We start from the raw sequence: 19,144 nt of genomic DNA, 5'->3' as shown, positions 1-19,144 counted from the left end.
CGATGGCCAGCGAATCCCCCGGCATCGGCAGGCACTACCTGCGCTACTCCTCGGCGAACATCCTGGTGCTGCTGGCCGGGCTGGTGTCGTTCCCGATCATGACCCGCCTGCTGGACAACACCCAGTACGGCATCCTGGGTTACTACGACACGTGGGTGCTGCTGGCGGTCGCGGTGGCCAAGCTGGGCGCGCAGCATTCGATCCTGCGGTTCTATCCGCACGGCGGCGACGAGGCGGCGCTGCGCACGTTCTCGACCAACCTGTTCTACCTGCCGTTGCTGGTGTCGCTGGCGCTGTGGACAATCACCGGCGCCGGCATCGTCATCACCGACTGGTTCGTCGGCGCCACGCAGTCGCCGGTGTTCTGGATGGCGATGCTGATGACGCCGCTGATGGTGTACAGCAGCCTGGTGGAGACTGTTCTGCGCGCCACCGAGCGTTCGCGGATGGTGATGATCACGCGGGTGGCTTGGCGCTATCTGCAGCTGGCGTTGATGGTGGGTGCGGTGGCGGCGATCCAGTACACGGCGCTGGCAGCCTATGCCGGCAAGCTGGCGGCGGCGCTGATCGGCATCGCGTTCTACTTCACCTGGACGCGGCGCAACCTGGTGTTCTCCCGGCAGACGCTCGATCCGGGGTCGTTGAAGCAGTCGATGGCGTTCGGCATGCCGCTGGTGGCCACGGAGATGCTGGCGGTCGCGTTGGTCTCGATCGACCGGCTGATGTTGAAGGGGCTGTCGGGCGACTTCGCGGTGGTCGGTATCTACAGCATCGGTGCGGGCCTGGCGATGCAGGTCCACATGTTCATGAACCTCACGGTGTTCGAGTCGTTCACGCCGATGGCCAACCGGCTGTACGTGACCGAGACGGCGGAGGCGGTGCGTGCGCTCAAGCGCAAGGTGCTGTTGCCGATGACGTATGCGGCGGTGGGGGTGTCGATCCTGCTGGTGTGCCTGGGCACCGATGTGATCATTGCGCTGAGTGGCAATGGCAAGGCGGCGTCCGGCCCGGTGTTCGCGGTGATGGGGGCCACCAATGCGCTGTTCCCGGTGATGCTGGTGTGTGGCTATGGGCTGATGCTGGAGAAGCGTACGCGCACGGTGCTGGCGCTGGGCTGCACTTCGGTGGTGCTCAATACGTTGCTCAACCTGGTGCTGATTCCGCGGTATGGGGTGATGGGCGCTGCGTGGGCGACGGTCGGCAGTTCGGTCGCCGCCGCTGTCGGTCATTGCATGCTGGTGTCGCCTGCGCTGCGGCAGTTCCCGGACCGGCGGACGTTGGCGCTCGCGGGTATCGCGGGCGTGGTTGCCGTGGGTTGTGCGTGGGGTGTGCTCGGGATTGGCTTGAAGCCTGGATGGTCGCGTTTGATCCTGGGCGGCGCGATGATCGGCGGGCCGTATCTGGCGACGCTGCTGCTGCTCGACCCGCGCCTGCGCGCGATGATTCCGTTGCGACGGAAGGTTGCTGCTGTCAGCGGTGAGTCGTTGGTGGGGTGAGTTTGTGTTGGGTTGCGTGCATGCGGCGTGCGAGGGTGCGTGCGTCTGCGGAGCGGCGTCGTCCGCCGGGCTGGGGATTGCTCCGCCCCTTAGTCGGACATCCTGTCCGATGCGGGGCGCGGGACATCCATGTCCCGCTGCGGATCAATCCCCAGCCCGTCGAACGCCGCTTCGGCGTTTCATTGCGCGGTCTTCGTTCTGGTCTTTGATTCCGCCCTGCGGTTTTTGGACGTCATCGAAGACCGGGAAATGACGTGGCAGGGCGTTGTCCGCCGAGACGGGGATTGATCCGCAGTGGGCCATGGATGGCCCACGCCCCGCATTCGGACAGGATGTTCGAACTAAGGGGCGGAGCAATCCCCGTCTCGGCGGACGACGCCGCGCCGGAGCAGGAAGCCCCGAGGTTGAATGCCTCAGGAGCTACTGATACCGCGCGCGTTGCTTGCGCAGGCCTACAACGATGCCTGCCGTCAGCAGGGATGCGATGACGATCGAGCCGATCGCCTTTGGCGTGGCCTGGATCGGTGTGCTCGGATCGAGCGGTGTCGGGGCGGAAGCGTCGGCGCCTGAGCGCTCCGGCGTGGTCGCCGGATCCCCGCCACCGGCAGCCGGCGCCGCGGCCTTGCCGCCCTGGACTTCAATCGCGCCGATGTCCGGCGCCGCGCCGGAGGGGCGCGTGTGCTGCAGGTAATCGACGCCGGCGTCGGCGGACTGTGTCGCGCCGTCGATCAGCGGGCTTCCCGCCAGCGGGACCGCGTCGAAATCGTTCATCTCCATGCCGGTCAGGCGCGGGTTGCGACCGCACAGGTTGCCCTTGAAGCACTGGTCGTCCTTCACGTTCCAGAAGGCATTTCCGGAGAAGTTGACGACGGCGTCGCTCTCGTTGGCGTAGTGGCCACACGTGAGCTCGCCGTTGTTGTCGTCACCGTTGGCCAGGAAGTCGGGTTGGCCGATCAGCGCGTTGTTGAGGATCTCGACAGTCGAGCTCTTGTCGCCGCCTTCTGTCAGGATCAGGCAGTCGCCTTCGCCGGTGATGGTGTTGTGGCGGACGATGGTCTTCTGGCCGCGACCAACGCCGATCGACAGGGCGTTGCCCATGGCCCGGCACATGTCGCTCCAGGTCATGTCGAATTTTTTGTGAAAGTAACCGCACTGGCCGATGATCACCGAGTTCTCGATCAGGGCGTTGCCGGCGGTCTTGATCTGGTTGCCGGCGTTGGCGGCGGCGTAGGTGCGCCGCACGACCACGGTCGCCGTCTTCGACTGGTCGGTGTAGAGCAGGTCCAGGCCGTCGGACGTGTTGTGGTGGATGCGCGAATCCTCGACCAGCCAGTGGCCGTCGGTGCGGGCCGTGCCCAGGCCGTCGCCGTAACCGCCGTTTTCCTGCGCCCAGCAGGCGAACGGCTCGCCGCTCTGCCAGTGCTCGGCACAGCCGTTCCAGGCGATCTCGACGTTGCGCAGGATGATGTCGCCCGAGTTGGAGCTCTCGTCCTCGCCGACGTCGCCGTCCCAGCCGGCCCAGCCGTTGGCGTTGATGCGCACGCGCTCCACGGTCCAGTCGGTGAGGTGGCCGGCCATGATGCCTCGGCCGGCGAGGCCATGGATGTTGAGATCGTGCAGCCAGACGTTGCGCGAGGTTTTTGCGTACAGCCCGACGGAGGCCCAGTCGCCATAGGGCGACTTGTCGCGCTCGCAGCGGACGTTGTCGTCGGTGTGGAATTCCACGCAGTCGCTGCGGTCGGTGATCTCCAGGCAGCCCACTTCGACGTTGTCGGTGCGCTGCAGGTTCAGCACCATGTCCACGCGCTGGGTGCCCCACAGCTTCGGCGGCGCCTTGCAGCCAGTGTCGAAACCCTGGCCCAGGATGCGCGTCTTCTGTTCGGGGCTGCGTCCGCTGGGTGGTGCGGCCGGGTAACAGTCGTACGGTGCTTCCTCGTAGCAACGGGAGCTGTCGTCACCGGCGCCGGGTGCGCCCCAGCCGATCATGTAGTCGCCCGGGCCGATGATCAGCGTGTCGCCGCGATCGATGCGCGGATTGTCATCGGTCGGCAGCGCGTACAGCGGGCTCTTCCATGCGCAGTCGAGCTTGCTGCCGCTGCCGGGGTAGGGCGCATCGGCGCGGCCGTTGCACTGCTTTTCGTCGCCGCCGTCGGTGCGGACGTAGTACGTCTCGGCGGCCGCCGCGTCGCGCCATGCGGCCAGCACCAGCAAGGCAAGCACCAGCAACTGGGCCATCAACATCTGGAGTCGGAGCCGGCGGCGACGGGGGAGGGCGCGCATGGGAGATCCCGAAGAGGAGACAGGGCGTACCCGCGGTCATTCGCCCGGTACAACCGATAGAACGCGCTGTCCGTCGCGATTCGGCCTCATGGCCCTGGCGACCACCTCGCGGCACGGTCGCGTTCATGCAAGACTTCGGCGCGATGTACATCCACCTGCTCTCGCCGATGACCTGGGGCCTGTTGCTGGGGGCCTTGCTGTGGCTGACCTGGTCACGGCTGTGGGTGCCGCTGCGCGCGCTCGGTCTGCTGCTGATGTTCGCGGTGCTGGTGCTGTGCACGCCGCTGGCCGCGAACCTGCTGATTGGCGACGTGGAGTCGCGGATCCCGGCCAGTGCGCACTGCGTCGCGCCGGGGACGCCCATCGTGGTGCTGGCCGGTGGCCTGGACGAGGAGCCCCGCGCCGACGACGACTACGCCGCGCTGACCCAGGCCAGCTGGCGCCGGCTGCGCGGCGCGGTCGACCTGTGGCGAACCGACCCCGGCTCGCCGCTGGTGATCGCCGGCGGTGGGCCGTACACGATCAAGGAAGCGTCGGTGATGGCGCGGCTGGCACGCGACTGGGGCGTGCCGCAGCCGGCCCTGCGCACCGAGGCCGCATCGACCACCACCTGGGAAAGCGCGTTCGCCCTGCGCGGTACGCTGCCCGCGCGCATCCGCCTGGTCAGTTCGGCGTCGCACCTGCCGCGTGCGTTGCTGTCGTTCCGCAGCGCCGGCTTCGACCCGTGCGTGCACGCCAGTGATTCGGAGTATGTGGCGATGGGCGGAGTCGGTTACTTCGTGCCGCAGGTTTCGGCGGTGGCGAAGACGCAGATCGCCCTGTACGAACTGGCCGGCATGGTCCAGTACCGCATGCGTGCAGGCGAGGCCGTGCCGTCGACGGCAACACGCTAGGGCGAAGCAGAAAGCCCGGCAAAAGCCGGGCTCGTTGCCAGGGTGGCGAGGCTGTCGATCAGAACGACAGGCGCAGGCCGCCGGTGTATTCGGTGACGCCCTTGGACAGCATCACCGACGTGGTCGCGGACCAGCGCTTGGTGAACTGGTACTCCAGGCCGAGATCACCGTAGACGTCGCCGTCGAAGTCGAGCGAACCGAGCGAATCGCGGACATCGCCCAGGTCCTCGTAACCCAGGTAGGCGTGCCCGATCAGTTTCGGAGAGATCCGCCCGCGCACGCCGCTGCTGACGCGGAAGCCGGCAACGTCATCACGCAAGCGGGACTGGCCATTGCTGGCGGGAAACTGGCCCAGGCTCAGTTCGGCATCCTTTTCGACGTACGCCGCCTGCGTGACCCAGTCGAGGTTGTCGCTCAACGACTTGGCGAAGCCGCCGCCCAGCGTCCACTCGCTGACGTCGTTGGAGCCCCCGAAGTTGTCGATCTTCTGCTCGCGGTAGCTGCCGGTGATGAAGAATCCGGCCCCGATTTCGAAGGAGCCTTTCAGGCCCAGGCCCTGGTAGCTGGCATCGGAAGCATCACCGTAGATGTAGTCCAGGTCGGCGTAGGAATAGCTGATGCCATTGGCTTCGGTAGCGCTGGCGGCAACGGAAACGCAAGAAAGTGCAAGGAACAGCAAGGTCTTCTTCATCAGTTGAGGCATCCAGTTGGGAACGAATCACACGGATCCGCATGGATCCGGGGCACCCACGGGGGGATGGGGGCGATGGATTCAAGCACCCGGGTGCTGGCCGTCACATGAGAGTTGTCTGATTGTCAGCAGCCCGCTGAACGGCTCAACGCCCGGGCTATTGCCGATGCATGCGCGAGCGCCGCAAGGCGACAAGGCAACGAAGGTCTGGCGTCAGGAAGTCCGGCTTGGCGACATCGACGACGCCACTGGCGAGTCGATGGCAGGTGCGTGGTCGACCCTGATCGTGCGGTCCAGCAAGCGGCCGTAGCGATCGAGCAGCTGCGCGCCGATCGCATCCCAGCCATAGCGCGCTTCCGCGAGACGGCGTGCTGCCGCGCCCATCCGCGCCACTTGTTCCGGCGAGTCCATGAGGGCCAGCGTGGCGCGGGCAAAGCCTTCGGCGTCATCGGCGAACAGTGCACTCTCGCCGTGCACCAGCTCGATGCCCTCGCTGCCGATGGTGGTGGTGACGATCGCCTTGCCGAGCGCCATCGCCTCCAGCACCTTCAGACGCGTGCCGCTGCCTGCGCGCAACGGCACCACGTACACCGCCGCAGCGTGCACGTCGGGACGCAGGTCGTTGACGAAGCCGGCCAGGCGGACGTTGCCGGCCACCGCTGCCGGGACTTCGAAGCCATCGGCCTTGCCGACCAGCACGAACCGCGCCTGCGGCCGGGCGGCGACGATGCGCGGGAACACCGATTGCAGGAACCAGTCGACGCCGTCTCGGTTGGGAAACCAGCCCATCTGGCCGACAAAGACCAGCCGGTCCGGGTCCGGCACCGCGGGGGCCGGGCGGTTGTCATCGAGGTCGACACCATTGGCGATGACCTCGACGTCGCAACCGGCCGCCAGTTCGCGAACGGCGCGAGCATCCGGTTCGGAGCAGGCCAGGATCGCGTCGGCGCGCTGGCAGGCATGGCGTTCGAAGGCCTGCAGGCGCGACACCTGGGTGGACAGGAACACGCGCGCGGCCAGGCGCGGTTCGATGTGCGCACGCTTGGCGAGCAGGTGGTGTTCGACGTTGTGCGCATTGAACGTGACCGGCACGCCGGCCGGGACGCAGTCGGCATGCGCCATCAACGGCAGCATGTCGAAATGGACCAGATCGGCGTCGCGCGCCAGTTGCGCAAGACGCTGGCGCAGCGCGGCCGAGTCGTACTTGGCCACCAGGAACGGCGATCGCGTCAGCGTGCCGCGCAGCAGCGCTTTCGCCAGCGCCACGCGCGACTGTTCGCTGGCAATCGGGAATGTCTCCAGGCGCGCGAGGATCTTCCGCAGCGGCCCCGCCTCGTCCAGCGCGTCGTCGTTGCGCAGGAAGCTCAGCAGCGTGACCTCGTGCCGCGAGGCCAGCGCCTTGAGCACGTGCCAGGCGCGCAGCTGATGCCCCTCGCGAGGCGGGTAGGGCAGGCGACTGGTGAGGGCGAGGATGCGCGCCATCAGTGCTTCCGCCAGAGTCGCGAAGGTCCGGCCAGCGATGCCGGCAGCGACAGCAGCGCGGCCAGGTTGAGCATCACGAAGCCGCTGGCCGCCGGCAGCAGCGGCAGGCGCGAAGCCAGTTTCGGCAGCCCCAGCCCGATCATGGCGCCGGCATAGCCAAGCAGTTGCGCGTAGAACGCCCACCGGTAGAACGGGCCGCTCGCCAGCGCCGACGCTGCCAGCGCCAGCAGCAGGGCCCACGGCACCAGCAGGCGCAGGAACTTGTGCGAGAACCAGGCGAAGAACACCCGATTGGCGAACGGGTTCATCAGGGCCGGCATGCGCGCGAGCAGTTGCCAGTTGCCGGCGAGCGTGCGCAGCTTGCGGTGGAACTCCTCATCGGCGCTTGCGCTGGCGTGGTCATGGGCGATCGCGTGGCGCGACATCCACACCTGGTGACCCGACCACAGCACCTGCAGCGGCATCCACATGTCGTCGAGCACGGTGCCGGCCGGAATCGGCCGGAACAGGTGCCGGCGCATGGCGTGGATCGCGCCGGTGACGCCGTGCAGCCAGCCCAGTCGTGCCTCGTCGGCACGCAGGCGCTTCTCCATGCGCCAGTACAGCCCGACGCCCTCGGTGGCCCCGCGGTCATGGCCGGTGGCGATGACCAGCTCGCCGGTGACCGCGCCGACCGCAGGATCGGCGAACGGAGCGACCAGCGCCCGCAGCGCACGCGGGGCGAAGCGCTGGCGCACGTCGGTGAACGCGACCAGTTCGGTCTCGACGTGGCGCAGCGCAGCGTTGATCGCCGCCGCCTTGCCGACGTTGCGCGGCAACGCCAGCACGCGAACCCGCGGGTCGCCGATCGCGGCTGCGTCGGCGGTACCGTCGCGACTGCCGTCACTGACCACCAGCACCTGCAGCCGTTGCGCCGGGTAGTCCTGGGCGAGGATGTCGTCGATGCGCGCGGCGATGCGCAGTTCTTCGTCGTAGGCGGCAACCACTACGGTCAGTGCCGGGCACAGGCGCGATTCGAACGGCACCTGGCCATAGCGCTGCGACAGCAACGCGACGAACAGCGGATAGCCGGCATAGGCATAGGCGACCAGCGCCGTGCATAGCCAGAAGACGGTTTCGGCGCTGGTGGCCAGTGTCGTCATAGCAGTCGCTCGCGCAGGCGCTGGTAGCCGTGGTTGCCGAGCACGCGCTTGGGTAGCGACAGTGCCGCGTGGCGGGCCTGCAGCCACCGTGGCGCCAGCCCCTGCCAGCGCACCAGCGCGGCGAAGTCGTCCATGTCCAGGTTGCGGGTGATGGCCAGGCGCTGCAGGCAACGGTCGCCGCGCGTGCGCAGGTTGCAGCCGGGCACCGAACCGAGCACATGGCGGTAGCCCAGGGACTGCGCAGCGATCAGTTCGCGCTCGCCACCACGGCCGCCGGGCAGGGCAATGGCGTCCACCGGGCGCCGGCTCAGCGCCTGCAGGCGGCAGCGGCTGTCGTCCAGTTCGGACATCAGCGCGGTCGTGTCGAGGTCTTCGAGGAAGGCGTGGCTGCAGCCGTGCGAGCCGATGCCCATGCCGGCCGCGGCCAGTTGCCGCACGTCGTCGGCCGAGACCATGCCGGTGGCGCCAATAAAAGCGGTGGTGATGTAGAACTCGGCCTTCATCCCGCGCTCGAGCAACAGTGGCAGTGCGACTTCGATATTGGACAGGTCGCCGTCGTCGAAACTGATCACCAGTGCGCGATCGCCGCGCTGCTGCATTGCCTCGTCGAGCAGCATGCAGCGATAGCCCTGCGCCTGGATCCAGTCGAGCTGGCGGGCGAACCGGTCCGGCGCCAGGCTGTACACCGGATCGAAGCGCCCGCGCGAATCGGCATCGGCGTGGAGGCCGTGGTACATCAGGATCGGCAGCCGGGCCGGGCCTTTGGCGGCTTCTTCGCTCATCGCCTCAACCCGGTTGCACGCTGTGGTCGGGGAGCGGTTCGACGGCACCGCGACAGCCGCGCAGCCAGCCCAGCAGGCCACTGGTCTCGCTGAAGAACAGTGCGCGCGACAGGCGTCCGGACGGTGCGAGGAAACGCTGCTCGTGCACGTTGAAGCGCATCAGCCGGTAAGGGTCCGCACCGGGGCGGTTGATGCCTTCGATGGAAGTGGTCGCCGTTTCGAAGCCGGCTTCGCGCACCAGCCGTGCGTCGCGCTCGCCGAAGTCCTGGCTGCCACCGTTGGGGTAGGCGAAGTGCCGCGGCGGCATGCCCAGCTCGGAGGTGATGCTGGCGTGCGCCAGGCCGATTTCCTCGCGCGCGGCGGTTTCGTCCAGCCGGCTGAGGATGGCGTGGCTGCAGGTATGCCCGCCGATCTCGACGCCGTTGACGTAGAGCTTGCGGACGTCGTCCCAGTCGAGCATCTCGCGGTTTTCGTGCGGGATCGGGCGCGGCCGGGTCTGTTCGCACAGGTGGTCGACCCAGGCTTCCAGTTCGGCCGGCTCCAGTTCCTTCAGGCGCGGAGGCAGCAGCGTGTAGAGACGATAGCGATCGTCGGATTCGGCGAGGTCGAAGTGGCCCATGCCGAGCCCGCCGAGATCGACCTGGTCGCGGCTTCGCGACTCGATGGCGTGCGCCAGCCGGTAAGCCCAGATCGGTTCGCCACCGATGTGCCCGGTGGCGACGTACACCACGGCCGGCACGCGGCCGAGGCTGGCATCGATCAGTCCGAGGTTGTCGTGGTAGCCGTCGTCGAAGGTGAGGGCATAGCGCACGCGCTGCGGCGCCGCAGGCGACAGGTCGCGCAGGCCTTCGCCCAGGCCGACCAGTGCCTGCTGGCCGCGCAGCCAGCGGATGATCTGCCGAAGGTTGGCGCGCGACATGCTGAGCGGATACGGATCGGCATCGTCGCGCAGCCGGTGCAGCATCAGGATGACCAGGCCGGCGCCGCTGACGTGGCGATACAGCCAGTCCATCCCGCTGTAATGGCTGCACAGCGCCAACAGGTAACGAAGCCAGGTGCGCAGCGGGGCGGTCATCGGCCGGGCTCCTCGGAGGGCAGCTGGCGGGCCTTGACCACCAGCGCCACGTAAGTCCAGAAGTAGGCGACCACCGGGTAATAGGTGAAGCGGTCACCGAACAGGTTGCTGATGATCATCGAGATCCATGCCCCGAGCAGGCCCAGCGCCAGCGCGTATTGCCAGGTGCCCGAGCGCGAACGCGTCAGGCCCCTCCAGGCCGTGTAGAGCAATGACAACAGCAGGCCAAGCAGCATCACCGCGCCGATTACGCCCCCTTCGCTGAGCGTGCGGATGTAGAGGTTGTGCGTGTCCTTGCCGTAGGGGTTGATCTCGCGATGGTGGAAGGTGTGGAAGCCCGTGCCCATCACCGGATGGCGCAGGAAGTTCGCCCAGGCGATCTTCCAGTACTCGATGCGCAGTTCGGTGCTCTCGTCGCGCTGGCCTTCCTCGACCGTGGTGCTGTCGAAGCGCTCCACCACCGACGGTGGCAGCACGCTCGGCAGCAGCGCGGCGGCCAGCACCAGCGGCAGGATCAGCTTCCAGCGGCCGCGCCAGACCAGGATCACCGCGACCAGGCCGACGATCAGGCTGATGTAGGCGGTGCGCGAGTAGGCGTACAGCACGCCCAGCACCATGCAGGCGACGCCACCGGCCAGGATCAGGCGCCACCGGCGGGGCAGCCGGCAGGCCAGCAGGATCGCGAACAGCACCACCGCCATGGTCACGCAGAAGGCGGCGAACTCGTTGGCGCCCAACAGCGAGAACGTGCCGCTGATGCGCAGGTCGTCGGTGTAGTGGTCACGACCGACGTTGGTGTGCTGCACCCACACCACCTTGGCGATGTAGGGCAACGGCACCAGCGTCATCAGCACGATCATGCGCAGGCCCTGCCAGTCGCGCACGCTCATCTGCACCAGGTACAGCATGAACACCGCGATCAGGTGATCCTTCAGCTGGTTGAAGTGGGTCTCGGTATCGCTGACGTACTGGTAGCCGATCGACAGCGAAACCACCGCGTACATCGCATAGAACATCACCCAGACGTTGACCGGCTCGCCGGGGACCAGCTTCCCGCGGATCGCGAAGGCGGTCGCCAGCGACAGCAGGAACATGATGTTGAGGAAATTGACGCCGCCGCCGATGTTGGGCAGGTACCCGGTGGTGATGTTCTGCAGCGGCAGCAGCATCAGGAACAGGTACAGCGGGTAGTTGCGAGGTGCCCTTGCGATCTCCGCCACGCGCGCGGCCGCCGAGGCGGGGCGGGCGGCTCCGGGCACGTTGCGCCCGCGCGCGGCAACACCGGGCGAGACAACACCGGGCGCGGCAACGCCCGCGGCCGCCGCGCCACGATTGAGCGCGCGCGCCGCCAGCGGGAACCGCGGCTGCGCCGGGCCGGCAGCGGAATCTCCATCGCTGGCACTGCCGCCCAGGCCAGCGCGGCGATTGATGGCGTCAGGACGCACGGCGGTCATGCGTGGTCTCCAGAAGCCGTTGGTAGAGGTCGAGGTAACGGCCGGCCATGGCCTGTGCCGAGTGGTGTTCGTCCACGTAGGCGCGCGCCGCGACATCACGGCGCCCACGCAGCATCAGGGCTTCTTCGAGCGCGGCCTGCAGGGCCACGGCGTCGCCGGCGGGCACCAGCCGGCCATGCTCCGAGCCGGCCAGCAGCCGCGGGATGTCGCCGACCGCGCTGGCCAGCACCGGCACTTCGCAGGCCATGGCCTCCAGCACCACCAGCGGCATGCCCTCGCTGAGCGATGGCAGCACCAGGCAGTCGGTCATGGCGTAGATCACCGCCATGTCATCGCGCGTGCCGAGGAAATGCAGCTGCCGCCCGCCAAGCAGGCCAAGCTCGCCGGCCTGCGCCTGCAGTGCCTCGCGCTCCGGGCCGTCGCCGACAAGCACCAGCGTTGCCTCGGGTGAGTGCGCCGCAACGGGCGCGAAGGCCTGCAGCAGCATCGAGAGGTTCTTCTCGCTCGACAGCCTGGCCACGGCGGTGAAGACCTGCGCACTGGTGGCTATGCCGAGGCGATCGCGCAGTACCGCCGCGCCGGCGCCGTCGGCATGCGTGGCCTCAATGCCGTTGTCGATCTGGTGGATGCGCGAGTGCGGGATGCCCGCCTGCAGCAGACGTTCGACCTGCCCGGCGGCGACCACCACAAGCGCATCGAAACGGCGCAGCAGCGCCAGTTCCAGTCGCGTGTACAGGCGCAGCGTCGACGAACCTTCGACCCAGCCGTGCAGAGTGGCCACCAGGCGTGCCGGTTGCCGGCGCGTGGCCAGCCAGGCATAGAAAGCGCTCTTGTAGTCATGGCTGTGGAGCACGGGCGCGCCGGTGCTGGCGATCTGCGCAGCCAGGGCATTGACGGTGCCGGTGTCGATGCGGCCACGGCAGGGCAGCAGCACCGAGTCCTGTCCGCGCGCGCGCGCCAGTTCGTGCAGGGACTGCTCGCGCATGCGGTAGTTGTTGATGTTGAGCAGGCGGCTGCGCACGCCATGGCCGGCCAGGCCGTTGTTCAACGCCAGCACCATGCGGTCGGCGCCGTAGAGTCCGGCACTGGACCGCAACAGCAGCGTCGACAGCGCGGCGTCGTTCATGCCCGCCTCGGTGCGCGCTGGTCGAGCAGGTGGCGGTACATCTGGTCGAAGGCCTGGACCATCGCATCGAGCGAGAATTCGCGTTCGGTGCGGCTGCGAGCCGTGGCGCCCATGTGCTGGGCCAGTTGCGGCGAGCGCACCAGGGTCTGCATTGCCGCGGCCAGGGAGATCGGATCGCGCGCGGGCACCAGCAGGCCGGTGCTCTCGTGCTGGACCAGGTGCAGGTTGCCGCCGACGGCGGTGGCGATCACCGGCAGCCCGCAGGCCATCCCCTCGAGGATCGCGTTGGACATGCCTTCGCTGGACGAGGCCAGCACGAGCGCGTCCAGGGCAGGAAGGATCGCCTCGACGTCGTCACGGAAGCTCAGCAGCACCACGGCGTCGGCAACGCCGAGCGCCGACATCCGGTCCTGCACCGGCGCCAGCATCGGGCCATCGCCGATCAGCAGCAGGCGCGCCTGCGGCGACGCGCGGTGCACCTGCGCGAAGGCGTCGATCAGGTCGATGTGGCGCTTGACCTCGGTCAGGCGGGCCACGCATCCGAACACGACCGCCTGCTGTTCCAGGCCGAGTGCACGGCGCGCATCCTGCCGCGTCTGGTGGGTGGCGGGTGCGAAGCGGCGCGTGTCGACGCCGTTGGGGATCCAGGTCATGTGCAGCGCATCGAGCTGCTCGAACCGGGCCAGGCCCGACAGGATCTGCCGTGCCGGCGCCACCACCGTGTCGAAGCGCGGATTGAGGTACCGGAACAACTGCTGCAGGCGCGCACTCTTCTTGAACCCCATGTCGCGACGGTTGGAGACGTGGACGGTGCCGTTGCGGCGGGGCAGCAGCGCGTTGAGCAGGTCCGCCTTCTCGTGCTGCGACTGGACGATGTCGAAGTGCTCGGCCTGGAGCATTGCGCGCAGCGCCCGCCAGGCGCGCAGGCCGCTGCGGTCGTACACGGCATGCACCGGTTGCGACTGCAGCTGCACGCCGGGCAGGCGCGAGGACACCTGGCCCACCAGCGGCATGTGACCGGCGTGCAGCTGGACCACGCTCACGCGGTAGTGCTCGCGCGGCAGCCGCGTCGCCAGGTTCTGCAGGAAGCGCTCGCTGCCGCCAGGCGCCAACACCGGAGTGTCGGTCAGCAGCAGCAGGCGGATGCGCCGATCCTGGCGCCCGACGGCCGCTGCTTCAGCGGGTATAGCGAACGCTGAAGATGGCGGCATTCTCGTCATAGCTGGCTTCTGCAAGGTTACTGTCGCGTTCCTGGTGGCGCAGATCGAAGGAGATGCTCCAGTTGCCGGTCAGCAGCTTGGTCACGGCCAGGTACATCGCGAAGTCGTCGTCGTCGCGTTCGAACGCGTCGAAGCTCCGGTAGCTGCGCGACAGCTGCAGCGTGGTGTACAGGGTCGGCTGGAAGCGGTAGGTCATGCCAAGCCCGATGCCGTAGCTGCCTTCGCTCTCCACGGTCGGGTCGACGTAGTCGTTGTTCTCGTAGTAGGGCAGCACGTCGAAGTCGAAGCGCTCGCCGGTGAAGTGGTAGCCCAGTTGCAGCCGGCGTTGCTGGTAGACGTCCGGCGTCACCGTCAGGTCGTCGGCCTGGTCGCCGATCGGCGGCCCGCCAATGGTGTCGGCGCGCGAGACCAGGTCCAGCGCGGCGTCGGAGAACTGGTAGTAGAGCCCGGCATTGAGCGTGCTGCGCGCGGTGGGGCGCCAGTTGCCGACCAGGCGGAACAGCGGCGAGCTGTCCTCGGCACCGTCGAAGCTGGTCAGTTCCACCCACGAGTAGCCGACGATCAGCTCGACATCGATATTGGCCAGCGTGCGGTTGTAACTGCCGTAGATGTCCTTGCGCCGGTAGTTGGCGTTGAGCTCCTGGTCGTCGTAGTCGACCTGGCTCCCTTCCACCGTCAGCCGCAGGCGCGTGGTCGGACCCGGGCGTTGCACCAGGCTGGCCGAGGCGCTGTAACGGTCGCCGTCGAAATCGTCGGTCTTCTCGGCGTAGTAGTTGTTGTAGCGGACCTTCACCTCGCCGCCGGTGACCGAACCTGGCCGGATGTTCAGGTCGGCGCCGGTGACGAAGACGTTGACCTGCTGCTGGTTGTCGGGCGCGTTCGACTGGAGCACGTCGATCGGCTCATAGCTGGCATAGTCCTCGACGATCAGCTTCAGCCGGTCCTGCCACGTGGTCCAGGCGAACTGGCCGGCAAGGCCGGTGCGCACGTCGTCGTCGTAGAGATCGCCGGTGTAGTACAGGTACTCGATGCCGCCGCGCGCGGTCAGGGTGGTGTTCCTGCCGACCTGGTTTACGTCGAAATCGAGGGTGCCGCCGAGCGTGGTCTCTTCGTTGGGATCGCTTTCGGTCAGCGCGATGTTGTCGCTGTATTCGGCGTACCCGCCAAGGCTGTAGTTGATCGTCGCCGCCTGCGCACCAGGCACGGCGGCGAGCAGCGCGACCGACAGCGCGGTGCACAGCGCAGACGGGCGCAGCCGGCGTGCGGTCGCAGGGTGTCCTTCGATGGCCATTCGCGCTCCTTCATACGCCTTCATTGAAGACGACACCTGCGAACTTGTTCGGGTCGAAGTTGCCGGCCGCCAGCGAGATCGCCGCGGGTGTGTCGCGACCGTAGCCCGCGACCAGGATGACGACGTCGGCGATGTCCGCCAGGATCCGGGCGTCGGGCGTGCCGCGCACCGGCGGTCCGTCCAGGAACACGTAGCAATTGGGATTGCGGCTGCGGATCGAATCCAGCAGCAGGCGCATGCGCGACGAGGAGAAATGTTCGGCACCCACTTCGCGGGTGGTGCCGGCCGGGATCAGGCGCAGGCCGGTGACGCCGGTGTCGTAGACGACGTCGCCAAACTCGGCGTCCGGATTCTCCAGGTAGTCGACCAGGCCGCCGTACGGGGCGTCGATCTTCATCGTGCTGTGCTGCGAGGGGTGGCGCAGGTCGCAGTCGATCAGCAGGGCGCTCTTGGTTTCGTCGAAGGCCATCGCCGTGGCCAGGTTGCGGGCGACGAAACTGCCGCCGCTGCCGGCACTGACCGGCGCGACCAGGGCGACGAAGCTGCCGTCGACCGCGGCCAGCAGGCGCGTGCGCAGTTCGCGGAATGCATCGACCTCCGGGCGAGCTATCGCGCCGCGGTGGATGATGGCGCGCTCTTCCAGCTGCATCGGTGAGAGCGCGGTGACACCTGCCACCGGCGAGATCGAGCGTTCGCGCTCGAGCTGGACGTCGTCGAGTTCGATGATGGGCTGCGGCGCTGCATTCATGGAATTTGCACCATCTTGGCAATCAGGGTCAGTCCGTAGAGGATCGGCACGAGCATGAAGATCATCGCGGCGAAGATGAAACGGCGGTTGCCGTGGCGACGCGCCGGGGCGGTCTGGTAGCGCGGCACCGCGCCGAGCACCGGCAGTGCCGCCAGGCTTTCGATCTGGTGCGGCGAGCGCACGCGCGGGTCGAGTCGGACGAAGCCCAGCAGCAGGATCAGCGGCGCCAGCGTGGCGGCGCCGAGGCCGGCACTGGCGACGTGCTGCAGGCGCAGGCCGACGCCGCGCAGCGGGTAGGTGGCCGGCTCCTGGATGCGGAAGCTCAGGCCGCGCTGTTCGGCATCCAGGCCCATCGAGACGCGGGCGTTCTCGCGGCGCTTGAGCAGGTCCTGGTAGAGGTCGCGGTTGACTTCGTAGTCACGTGAGAGTTCTGCCAGCGTGCTTTCCGAGGCGGCGATGTGGCGGCTGCGTGCCAGCTCCTGGTCCAGCAGCGCCTGGCTGGTGGCAATGCGCGAGCTGATCGCGGCGCTGCGACGGCGGTTCTCGGCGGACTTGCTCTTGAGTTCGCCATAGAGCGGATTGAACGAGGCAGGGCCGTCCAGTGTCTTTGCCGCGCCTTCCTTCTGTGCCAGCTGGTGCGCATCCTCGCGGCGGACTTCGTCCTCGAGGTCGCGCAACTGGTGCTCTACGCGGATCACGTCCGGATGCTGCTCGGTGTAGCTCATGAGCAGCCGGTCCTTCTCGTTCTGCAGTTCAGCCATGCGCGCCAGCAGCTGGCCGGAGCGGGTCTGGACGACGCTGATCTCGTTCTCGCCGTTGAGCTGTGCGACAAGCGCGTCACCCTGCGAATTGAGGTCCATCAGCTCCATGCGCGAGCTGTCGACCATGCGCCGCAGTTCGCCGATGCGCGAGTTGACATCGCCTTCGATGCCCTGGCGCGCGTCGGGGTTGGACTTGCGGTACTCCTCGAGCTTGGACTCGGCGTCGGTGAGCTTCTTGTGGTACTGCTGAACCTGGGAGTCGATGAACTCGTAGGCCTCGCGGCTTTCGCGCTCCTTGGTCGCCAGGCTCTCCTTGATGATCAGCTCGGCGAAGCGCTTGGTGACGTCGTGGGCGCGCCCGGCGTCGGTGTCGGTGTACGAAATGCGGATCAGGTTCTCGCGCGGGTTGGAGATGATCGTGCGATTGGTGATCTGTTCGATCAGCTGTTCGCGAACCAGCGGCGACGGATTGGACGTGAGCCAGCCACCGGTCTCGAGGATCTCGTCCATCACCTTGCGGCTGAACGCGACCTCGCGGGTGATGCCGGCGCGGCTGGACACACCGGTCGGCACGGCGCGGCCTTCCATCAGTGGCTTGATGATGTTGCTCTCTTCCACCAGGATCGTCGTGCTCGAGTTGTACTTCTTCGGCAGCAGCAGGCCGAAGGCCAGCGCCGCCAGCGCGATGAAGGTGAAGATGCTGGCCAGCAGCACCGGATGGCGCTTGCATTCCTCGATCGCGACCGGTCCCAGCGTGGCCACCATCGACGGACGCGATTCCGCCACCGAAAGTTCCATCGATCCGTTCATAGCGTGCGTTCCGGAACTGTGATGACGTCGCCGGGGGCGACCTTGAAGTTGGTGGACAGATCGCCGTCCTCGAGGATGTGGTCGAGGCGTACGGCATAGCTGCGCGTGCTGTCACCGGTCTTGCGGTACAGGTCCGACTTGGCCGGCGCGGCGAACTCGGTGACGCCGCCGGCGGCCAGCACGGCATCGAGCACGGTCATGCCCTGGCGGTAGGGGATGGAGATCGGCTGGCGCACCGCGCCGGTCACGCGCACGCGGGACAGGTACTCGTGGCTGCGCAGGTCGGTGAGGATCACCGCGACCTGGGGGTCGCGCACGAACACGGCCAGGCGGGACTGGATGTCCTTGGCGACTTCGTCGGGCGTGCGGCCACCGGCCGCGACATCGCCGATCAGCGGCACCGAGATCTTGCCGTCCGGGCGCACCGGGACGGTGATGCCCAGTTCCGGGTTGCGCCAGACCGATACCTGGACGATGTCGTCGATGCCGATCTGGTAGGAGTCGACCGAATGTTCGCTGCTCGCAGGCGGCGTGTCGGCGATGCCGCCGGAGGAGGAGCACGCCGAAAGGAACAGCATCAGGCCGAAGGCCAGGACGACCTGGATGGAGATCTGGATCAAGCGCATGGCTGTAAGCCCCCCTTGCATTCGTGTCATTCCAACGGCGGGAAGTGCCCAATCCGGCCATCGCGACCGGTGCCGGAAATGCCGCTGTTCTGCGTTCACAAGAGCAGGACCGCGGAACAGCCCGGGGTCCGGGGGCCTTCACCGTCGGAATCCGGCCAGGACATCCAATGCGAATTCTTGTTTGCGGCGGCGCGGGCTACATCGGCAGCCACGCCTGCGTGACCTTGTGCAGCCGCGGCCACCACGTCGTGATCGCCGACAGCGGCGTGAACAGTTCGCCGCGCGTGCTGCAACGGTTGCAGCGGCTGGTCGGCGCGCCGGTGTCGCTGCATCGGGTCGACATCCGAGACCGGCGGGCGATGGCGGCACTGTTCGCGACGTACCACTTCGACGCCGTGCTGCACTTCGCCGCCCTCAAGGCGGTCGGTGAGTCGTGCCGCAAGCCGCTGGACTACTTCGACAACAACATCGGCGGGACCATTGCCCTGCTGCAGAGCATGCAGGAGGCCGGCGTGCGCCGGCTGGTGTTCAGCTCTTCGGCCACGGTCTACGGAGACCCCAGCCAGGTACCGGTGCGTGAGGATGCCGGCCTGCAGGCGCTCAATCCCTACGGTCGCACCAAGCTGGTTGCCGAGCAGCTGATCGAGGACCTGTGCCGCGCCGACGACCGCTTCCGCGCGGCCAACCTGCGCTATTTCAATCCGGTGGGCGCGCATCCCTCGGGCCTGATCGGCGAGGACCCCTGCGGCGAGCCCAACAACCTCATGCCCTACATCTGCCAGGTCGCGGTCGGCCAGCGCGACCACCTGCGCGTGTTCGGCGGCGATTACCCGACAGTCGACGGCACCGGCGTGCGCGACTACATCCATGTGGTCGACCTGGCGCAGGCGCATGCCGACGCGCTCGAATACATGGTTTCGGCCGACCGCGGGTTCACCGTCAACCTCGGCACCGGCCGCGGGATCAGCGTGCTGGAACTGGTGCATGCCTTCGAACGCGCCAGCGGCCAGCGGATTCCCTACGAGATCGTCGAACGCCGGCCGGGCGATTCGGCCGAAGTGTTCGCCGACCCCGCGCTTGCCCAGCAACTGCTGGGCTGGCGCGCCCAGTATGACGTCGATGCGATGTGCCGCGATGCCTGGCATTGGCAGGCGATGAACCCGCAGGGCTATCGCTCGCCGCTGCGCCGTGCCGCCGCGCCGCGCGTGGAGCGTCCGCGCCGGGCCGTCGCGCGACTTGCCGGCGCCTGAAGCCCCGCGCACCTGCA

The 19,144-nt window shown here is 67.7% G+C and carries 16 protein-coding genes; 3 read left to right on the top strand and 13 right to left on the bottom strand.

Translation table 11 applies throughout. The features are described 5' to 3' along the window. Positions 1 to 2: 2 nt before the first annotated feature. Complete coding sequence (locus ACFOPO_RS12360) at positions 3 to 1,496, top strand: oligosaccharide flippase family protein (RefSeq protein ID WP_386703521.1); 1,494 nt, start codon at positions 3 to 5, stop codon at positions 1,494 to 1,496. Positions 1,497 to 1,916: 420 nt separating this feature from the next. On the opposite strand, the gene ACFOPO_RS12355 is transcribed toward ACFOPO_RS12360, so the two are convergent. Further along, a complete protein-coding gene (locus ACFOPO_RS12355; RefSeq protein WP_386703520.1) occupies positions 1,917 to 3,731 on the bottom strand; it encodes a choice-of-anchor Q domain-containing protein in 1,815 nt (604 codons plus the stop codon). Between the two features lie 170 nt (positions 3,732 to 3,901). On the opposite strand from ACFOPO_RS12355, the gene ACFOPO_RS12350 reads away from it, so the two are divergent. Next, entirely contained in the window at positions 3,902 to 4,669 is a 768-nt protein-coding gene (locus ACFOPO_RS12350) for a YdcF family protein (RefSeq protein ID WP_386703519.1), read from the top strand. 58 nt (positions 4,670 to 4,727) lie between these two features. On the opposite strand, the gene ACFOPO_RS12345 is transcribed toward ACFOPO_RS12350, so the two are convergent. The 12 genes from ACFOPO_RS12345 to ACFOPO_RS12290 form a co-directional block, all read right to left on the bottom strand. Next, complete coding sequence (locus ACFOPO_RS12345) at positions 4,728 to 5,360, bottom strand: hypothetical protein (RefSeq protein ID WP_386703518.1); 633 nt, start codon at positions 5,358 to 5,360, stop codon at positions 4,728 to 4,730. A gap of 213 nt (positions 5,361 to 5,573) precedes the next feature. Next, positions 5,574 to 6,842: a glycosyltransferase family 4 protein gene (locus ACFOPO_RS12340; RefSeq protein ID WP_386703517.1), complete on the bottom strand. Its 1,269-nt coding sequence runs from the start codon at positions 6,840 to 6,842 to the stop codon at positions 5,574 to 5,576. Then, positions 6,842 to 7,984: a glycosyltransferase family 2 protein gene (locus ACFOPO_RS12335; RefSeq protein ID WP_386703516.1), complete on the bottom strand. Its 1,143-nt coding sequence runs from the start codon at positions 7,982 to 7,984 to the stop codon at positions 6,842 to 6,844. Before ACFOPO_RS12335 ends, ACFOPO_RS12340 begins: the two co-directional genes overlap by 1 nt. Beyond that, positions 7,981 to 8,766 (bottom strand): polysaccharide deacetylase family protein, encoded by a 786-nt coding sequence (locus tag ACFOPO_RS12330; RefSeq protein WP_386703515.1) that lies wholly within the window; start codon positions 8,764 to 8,766, stop codon positions 7,981 to 7,983. The genes ACFOPO_RS12335 and ACFOPO_RS12330 overlap by 4 nt, the downstream gene beginning before the upstream one ends. A 4-nt stretch (positions 8,767 to 8,770) precedes the next feature. Next, positions 8,771 to 9,841: a polysaccharide deacetylase family protein gene (locus tag ACFOPO_RS12325; protein WP_386703514.1), complete on the bottom strand. Its 1,071-nt coding sequence runs from the start codon at positions 9,839 to 9,841 to the stop codon at positions 8,771 to 8,773. Further along, positions 9,838 to 11,295, bottom strand: a complete 1,458-nt coding sequence (locus ACFOPO_RS12320; protein WP_386703513.1) for an O-antigen ligase family protein — start codon at positions 11,293 to 11,295, stop codon at positions 9,838 to 9,840. The genes ACFOPO_RS12325 and ACFOPO_RS12320 overlap by 4 nt, the downstream gene beginning before the upstream one ends. Next, complete coding sequence (locus tag ACFOPO_RS12315; RefSeq protein WP_386703512.1) at positions 11,276 to 12,421, bottom strand: glycosyltransferase; 1,146 nt, start codon at positions 12,419 to 12,421, stop codon at positions 11,276 to 11,278. The genes ACFOPO_RS12320 and ACFOPO_RS12315 overlap by 20 nt, the downstream gene beginning before the upstream one ends. Beyond that, a complete protein-coding gene (locus tag ACFOPO_RS12310; RefSeq protein WP_386703511.1) occupies positions 12,418 to 13,632 on the bottom strand; it encodes a glycosyltransferase family 4 protein in 1,215 nt (404 codons plus the stop codon). Before ACFOPO_RS12310 ends, ACFOPO_RS12315 begins: the two co-directional genes overlap by 4 nt. Continuing rightward, positions 13,598 to 14,932, bottom strand: a complete 1,335-nt coding sequence (locus ACFOPO_RS12305) for an outer membrane beta-barrel protein (RefSeq protein WP_386703510.1) — start codon at positions 14,930 to 14,932, stop codon at positions 13,598 to 13,600. Before ACFOPO_RS12305 ends, ACFOPO_RS12310 begins: the two co-directional genes overlap by 35 nt. A 10-nt stretch (positions 14,933 to 14,942) precedes the next feature. Next, positions 14,943 to 15,680, bottom strand: coding sequence for a polysaccharide biosynthesis protein (locus tag ACFOPO_RS12300; RefSeq protein ID WP_386703509.1), 738 nt, complete (start codon positions 15,678 to 15,680; stop codon positions 14,943 to 14,945). Next, positions 15,677 to 17,251: an XrtA system polysaccharide chain length determinant gene (locus ACFOPO_RS12295; protein ID WP_386703508.1), complete on the bottom strand. Its 1,575-nt coding sequence runs from the start codon at positions 17,249 to 17,251 to the stop codon at positions 15,677 to 15,679. Before ACFOPO_RS12295 ends, ACFOPO_RS12300 begins: the two co-directional genes overlap by 4 nt. Next, a complete protein-coding gene (locus ACFOPO_RS12290; protein WP_386703507.1) occupies positions 17,248 to 17,877 on the bottom strand; it encodes an XrtA/PEP-CTERM system exopolysaccharide export protein in 630 nt (209 codons plus the stop codon). The genes ACFOPO_RS12295 and ACFOPO_RS12290 overlap by 4 nt, the downstream gene beginning before the upstream one ends. A gap of 167 nt (positions 17,878 to 18,044) precedes the next feature. On the opposite strand from ACFOPO_RS12290, the gene galE reads away from it, so the two are divergent. Continuing rightward, positions 18,045 to 19,127: a UDP-glucose 4-epimerase GalE gene (gene galE, locus ACFOPO_RS12285; RefSeq protein ID WP_386703506.1), complete on the top strand. Its 1,083-nt coding sequence runs from the start codon at positions 18,045 to 18,047 to the stop codon at positions 19,125 to 19,127. The last annotated feature ends 17 nt before the right edge of the window (positions 19,128 to 19,144 follow it).

The organism is Lysobacter sp. GCM10012299 (assembly GCF_042649405.1).
Taxonomy (GTDB): Bacteria; Pseudomonadota; Gammaproteobacteria; order Xanthomonadales; family Xanthomonadaceae; genus Lysobacter_J.
Note: the sequence above shows the minus strand (reverse complement) of the source record. Positions and strands in the feature narration are given on the sequence as shown.

Bases quoted from the DNA above. Each gene is read 5' to 3' on its own strand.
- ACFOPO_RS12360 (WP_386703521.1), top strand. From the start codon at position 3: ATGGCCAGCGAATCCCCCGGCATCGGCAGGCACTACCTGCGCTACTCC.
- ACFOPO_RS12355 (WP_386703520.1), bottom strand. From the start codon at position 3,731: ATGGCCCAGTTGCTGGTGCTTGCCTTGCTGGTGCTGGCCGCATGGCGC.
- ACFOPO_RS12350 (WP_386703519.1), top strand. From the start codon at position 3,902: ATGCAAGACTTCGGCGCGATGTACATCCACCTGCTCTCGCCGATGACC.
- ACFOPO_RS12345 (WP_386703518.1), bottom strand. From the start codon at position 5,360: ATGAAGAAGACCTTGCTGTTCCTTGCACTTTCTTGCGTTTCCGTTGCC.
- ACFOPO_RS12340 (WP_386703517.1), bottom strand. From the start codon at position 6,842: ATGGCGCGCATCCTCGCCCTCACCAGTCGCCTGCCCTACCCGCCTCGC.
- ACFOPO_RS12335 (WP_386703516.1), bottom strand. From the start codon at position 7,984: ATGACGACACTGGCCACCAGCGCCGAAACCGTCTTCTGGCTATGCACG.
- ACFOPO_RS12330 (WP_386703515.1), bottom strand. From the start codon at position 8,766: ATGAGCGAAGAAGCCGCCAAAGGCCCGGCCCGGCTGCCGATCCTGATG.
- ACFOPO_RS12325 (WP_386703514.1), bottom strand. From the start codon at position 9,841: ATGACCGCCCCGCTGCGCACCTGGCTTCGTTACCTGTTGGCGCTGTGC.
- ACFOPO_RS12320 (WP_386703513.1), bottom strand. From the start codon at position 11,295: ATGACCGCCGTGCGTCCTGACGCCATCAATCGCCGCGCTGGCCTGGGC.
- ACFOPO_RS12315 (WP_386703512.1), bottom strand. From the start codon at position 12,421: ATGAACGACGCCGCGCTGTCGACGCTGCTGTTGCGGTCCAGTGCCGGA.
- ACFOPO_RS12310 (WP_386703511.1), bottom strand. From the start codon at position 13,632: ATGCCGCCATCTTCAGCGTTCGCTATACCCGCTGAAGCAGCGGCCGTC.
- ACFOPO_RS12305 (WP_386703510.1), bottom strand. From the start codon at position 14,932: ATGGCCATCGAAGGACACCCTGCGACCGCACGCCGGCTGCGCCCGTCT.
- ACFOPO_RS12300 (WP_386703509.1), bottom strand. From the start codon at position 15,680: ATGAATGCAGCGCCGCAGCCCATCATCGAACTCGACGACGTCCAGCTC.
- ACFOPO_RS12295 (WP_386703508.1), bottom strand. From the start codon at position 17,251: ATGAACGGATCGATGGAACTTTCGGTGGCGGAATCGCGTCCGTCGATG.
- ACFOPO_RS12290 (WP_386703507.1), bottom strand. From the start codon at position 17,877: ATGCGCTTGATCCAGATCTCCATCCAGGTCGTCCTGGCCTTCGGCCTG.
- galE (WP_386703506.1), top strand. From the start codon at position 18,045: ATGCGAATTCTTGTTTGCGGCGGCGCGGGCTACATCGGCAGCCACGCC.